Here is a 4924-nt window from a genome sequence, read left to right as displayed (position 1 = left end):
GCGTGAAGCTCCAGTCGATAAGCGCCTGACTGACCGGCTTGCGGATCATGCTGACCCCGTAGAAGCTCTTGAGGAACTCTGCCAGAAAATGGAAACGGTCCCGTCGGATCTGGACCTTGAAATCGGCAAAGACATCGACCGGCACCCCATCCGGGTTGCTCTGGTCCTGCAGCAGGTAGGGCACGACCGAAGAAATGAGCGCAACGCCAGCCAGGCGCGAGGGGCCATAGCTGCTCAGGTAACGCGCCACTTCGCCACCACCCATCGAGAACCCGACGAGCGTGAGATCGCGCAGATCGAGATGATCGATCAGTTCGGCAAGATCACCGGTGAGAGTGTCGTAGTCATAGCCGCCAAAAGGATGGCTGGACTGGCCAAAGCCCCGGCGGTCATAGGTGATAACCCTGTATCCGGCTTCCAGCAGGGCAAGGGTCTGATACTCCCACATATCGCCTGTCAGAGGCCAGCCATGCACCAGCAATACGGGCCGGCCCTTGCCCATATCCTTGTAATGAAGGCTATTGCCGTCGCACAATTTGAGGGATGGCATGGTCGCGTCCTTTTCGAGAGGGCAGAATATAACGAACGAAAACAGACCACAATCGCGGGAGTTCCCGACCCGACGAGAGCGTGATCATTAATGATATCGCTCCGCTTTCCGCCGCCCTCTGATCACCTCGATTTCGGCCTCTTGACGCGGTATCGGGTCCGATAGTCTGGCGCGACCAGTCCCTGCATGGGAGTGAGTGATGAACCAACATTCCGGCTTGATGTCGGCACGCTTCCGAATCTCGGAGGCTGTGCCGGGAAGAGGGTGCGCGGCCCGTCAGGGGACGATTCGGAAAACAAATCGAGATTGCAAAAAATAACGATGAAATTCCGAGCGAACGATATCGATCGGTCGTTATATCTCTCATTATCCGCATAATCGGCAGAGATATCCAAAAAAGAAATGTCTCGGTACCGTAATCCCAAGGACTCGTTATTTGTTCTCCAGTCGCGAATTGATCAAAAAATATATTTCACAAATCTTCTATTATATATCACTGAAAAATATCAGGATTTTTCATTGGCCTCGATGAGTGTCGTTCCAGTCGCGATCATGTGACTCTCATCACCCACATAGTGGACTATCTCATTACAAAAGATACATATCACAACACTTCGGTTACGGGTGTTTAGTGATGAGGGTTCGGGGAGTTCTATGAAATATACGTCGTGTGAAAGCCCGCGAAAGCAGAAGGTGCCACTGGTCGGTAGAATGTTGCTGGCAGCTATACTTGCTGCTGTTGCCGGGCTGATGTTCGGTCTTGATATCGGTGTTATTTCCGGCGCGCTTGGCTTTATTGCCAAGGAGTTCCATGCCGGGGATGTTGCCCAGGAGTGGATTGTTTCCTCCATGATGGTCGGCGCCGCGATTGGCGCCGTTTGTGCGGGACAGCTTTCCTACCGGTTCGGTCGCAAAAAGGCGCTCATCCTGAGCGCCTTTCTTTTTATGCTCGGTGCTCTGCTCTGTGTCGTGGCACAGGGTATTGTCCTGCTTATTGTGGCGCGAGCCCTGCTTGGGCTGGCCATTGGCATCGCGAGCTTCGTTGCGCCGCTCTATATTTCCGAGGTGGCAGATGAGGGGCATCGCGGCAGTCTGATCTCTGTCTATCAACTCATGATCACGATCGGGATCCTGCTCGCTTTCGTGTCGGATGCGGTTTTTGCCTATTACGGAGCCTGGCGCTGGATGCTCGGGATCGTGGCGGTGCCGGGGGCGATCTTCATGATCGGCTCCTTCTTTCTTCCCGATAGCCCGCGCTGGCTCATGCTGCGCGGTCGCCATGACGAGGCGCTCGAGACACTCGCCAGCCTGCGGCCTTCACGTGCAGCGGCTGAAGTCGAAATTCAGGAAATTCAGGGCAGGCTGAAGCAGAAGCAGCGCGGTTTTGCGATGTTTCTGGAAAATCCGAATTTCCGTCGCTCCGTCTGTCTCGGGATCGGGCTGTAGATTGTGCAGCAACTCACAGGCATCAACGTGGTCATGTATTACGCGCCGCGTATTTTCGAGGTGGCTGGCTTCGGTCAGGACGGCCAGATGTGGGGCACGGCGATTGTCGGGCTCGTGAACATGCTGGCGACCGTCATCGCGATCAGCTTCGTCGATCGCTGGGGGCGCAGGCCCATGCTTGTCTCGGGATTTGCGATCATGGCGCTGGGCATGGGGGCTCTGGCCATCCTGCTCTCCCTCGGCAGCGAGACCGGTGTTCTGACGCATTACCTGTCCGTTGCGGTCCTGTTGCTGTTCATCACCGGCTTTGCGTTTTCGGCTGGCCCGCTGATCTGGATCCTGTGTGCCGAGGTGCAGCCGCTTGAATCGGTATCGCCTGCTCCACCTTCACGAACTGGATTGCAAACATGGCGGTCGGGGCAACCTTCCTGACCCTGCTGGGCAGCCTCGGTGCCTCGCATACTTTCTGGCTCTATGCCGGACTCAACGTCGTGTTCATCGCCTTCACCCTGTGTTTCGTCCCCGAGACGCGCGGGATCTCGCTCGAGGCCATAGAGCAAAAGCTCAATAGCGGCGTCAGGCTGCGTGAAATCGGGCGATAGGTTTCCCGCTCAGGACTGATCGGGACAATTTCGATTATTTGAATAGAGGATAAGACAATGACCTCATCAAGTATTGCGCGCAAAAAATATCTTGCTCTTGCCGTGGGTATGGCCGCGCTTCTGGCCGGTTCCCGCGCCATAGCCGCCCCGGCTCCGTGGCAGGACCAGTCCGCCTCGACCCAGGACAGGGTGGCGGCGCTCATGCACAGCATGACCAAAGCCGAGAAACTCTTGCTGGTCGAAAGCCAGCTTGCCATGGAGTTCGTTAATTTCAAGAAGCCTGCGGGCGCCATCGGGTCGGCGGCCTATGTGGCCGCGATAGACCGTCTGGGCCTGCCCGCCTTGCAGATCAGCGATGCCGGGCTTGGTGTCACCAACCCGATGGCCGTGCGCCCGGGCGATGGCGCGACAGCCCTTCCCGCAGGGCAGGCCATGTCGGGCACGTTTGATCTTGCGCTCGCTCGTGAAGGGGGCGCGATGATCGGCGCTGAAGCGAAGCATCGTGGTTTCAATGTGCTGCTCGCAGGCGGTATGGATCTGGTGCGTGATCCGCGCGGCGGCCGGAATTTTGAGTATATGGGAGAGGATCCCATCCTGGCCGGGCAGGTCGCCGCTGCCGAGGTGCAGGGCGTGCAGAGCCAGCATGTGATCTCAACGGTCAAGCATTACGCGGTGAACTCCTACGAGACGGGACGGATGATGAGCAGTCTCGATCTGGGCATTCCTGCCTTGCAGGAATCCGATCTGCTGGCCTTTCGTATTGCTGTGGAAGAGGGCAAGCCCGGCAGCATCATGTGCTCCTACAACAAGGTGAACGGGGTCTATGCCTGTCAGAATCCGTATCTGCTGACTGACGTGCTTCGGGGTGAGTGGGGCTATGACGGGTTCGTCATGAGCGACTGGGGTGCGCTTTCCGATGGTGAAGCCGCCGTGACAGCGGGGCTGGACCAGGATTCCGCCCCGACGCTCGATCGTGGGCCGCGCTTTATCGACGCGATGCGCAAAATGGCGAAAGGCGCCGAGGGCCAGAGGATTCTCGACACCAAGGTGCGCCATATCCTGACGGCCATGGTTGCCAACGGGGTGCTCGATGACCAGGCGCGCCCTGCGGAAGGTGAAGCCGAAATTGCCGCCCATATGGCCGTCAGCCGCCGTATCGAGGAGGAAGGCGCCGTTCTCATGCGCAACGAGCGCGCAACACTGCCCCTGGCCCCGAAGGGAATGATCCTTGTCGTGGGCGGTCATGCGGATAAGGGTGTAATCGCCGGAGGGGGCAGCTCGGCTGTGCTGCCGCGTGGCGGGAGTGCCGTGGTCGACCCCGTGCAGGCCAGTCTCGAGACAATGCCTCACCCGATTATCTATGAACCCAATGCCCCGGTCGACGCGCTGCGTGCGGCAATGCCGGGTGCCAGGATCGTGTTCAATGACGGGGCCGATATGGGGCAGGTTGCTGAACTGGCGGGCAAGGCCGATGCGGTGGTCGTCTTCGTGAGCAAATGGCAGGGCGAGACGCTTGATGCCCCTGATCTCGATCTTCAGCCTTCGGATAATGCGCTGATCGAGGCCGTTGCTCACGCCAACAGGAAAAGTGTTGTGGTGCTTGAGACCGGCAACCCTGTCGCCATGCCCTGGTTCGACAAGGTCGGGGCCGTACTTGCCGCCTGGTATCCCGGATCGGCAGGGGGTGAGGCAATCGCCAATCTGCTCAGCGGCAAGGTCGCGCCTTCGGGTCGCCTGACAACAACCTGGCCGCAATCATTGGCCGATCTTCCCCGGCCCGAACTACCGGGTGCCGGGCATCATGCCGGTGCGTTCCCCTTCGAGAAATCCGATGTCGCCTATCTCAAGAATTACGACCTGAATGTTGAGGGCGCCAATGTCGGCTATCGCTGGTTTGCCGCGCATCATCGCGCACCGGCTTTTCCTTTCGGGTTCGGTCTGAGCTATACGCGGTTTTCGCATGACGGGCTGAGCCTCTCGATGGCGGGTGGCACAGCGGTCGCCCATGCCAAAGTAACCAATAGCGGCCAGCGCACAGGCGATGACATTATCCAGATCTACGCCCATGCGCCCGACGGCACGCCATTGCGCCTTGCTGGTTATGCCCGTGTGACGCTGTCGCCCGGTGAGACACGCGTCGTTGATGTGCCGCTCTCGCGCTATGCGACGGCGCGCTACGACGCAGCCCAGAAGGCGTGGAAACAGGCTCCGGGCACGTATCGTCTGGTCTTTGCACGGAACGCCGCCGATGAGACAGGCCCTTCGGCCAGTCTCCAGATCAACGCGCAGTAAGGGGGTGAGGCACCATGCCCCTATCACCCTCTCT

2 protein-coding genes and 1 pseudogene are annotated in these 4924 nt (G+C 58.9%); 2 read left to right on the top strand and 1 reads right to left on the bottom strand.

Going from position 1 to position 4924, the window contains the following annotated elements:
• Positions 1-550, bottom strand: a 550-nt coding sequence (locus tag P792_RS38470; protein ID WP_023978152.1) for an alpha/beta fold hydrolase, incomplete at its 3' end; no start/stop codon positions are given.
• A 654-nt stretch (positions 551-1204) separates the two neighbouring features.
• Here P792_RS38470 and P792_RS25530 point away from each other — a divergent pair.
• Both P792_RS25530 and P792_RS25525 read left to right on the top strand, forming a co-directional pair.
• Positions 1205-2598, top strand: a pseudogene (locus P792_RS25530) (sugar porter family MFS transporter).
• A gap of 57 nt (positions 2599-2655) precedes the next feature.
• The gene (locus P792_RS25525) at positions 2656-4890 is read left to right on the top strand and encodes a glycoside hydrolase family 3 C-terminal domain-containing protein (protein ID WP_023978148.1); all 2235 of its coding nucleotides are present in this window, start codon (positions 2656-2658) and stop codon (positions 4888-4890) included.
• Positions 4891-4924: the final 34 nt, after the last annotated feature.

The organism is Asaia sp. SF2.1, from assembly GCF_000505765.1.
Taxonomy (GTDB): Bacteria; Pseudomonadota; Alphaproteobacteria; order Acetobacterales; family Acetobacteraceae; genus Asaia; species Asaia bogorensis.
Note: the sequence above shows the minus strand (reverse complement) of the source record. Positions and strands in the feature narration are given on the sequence as shown.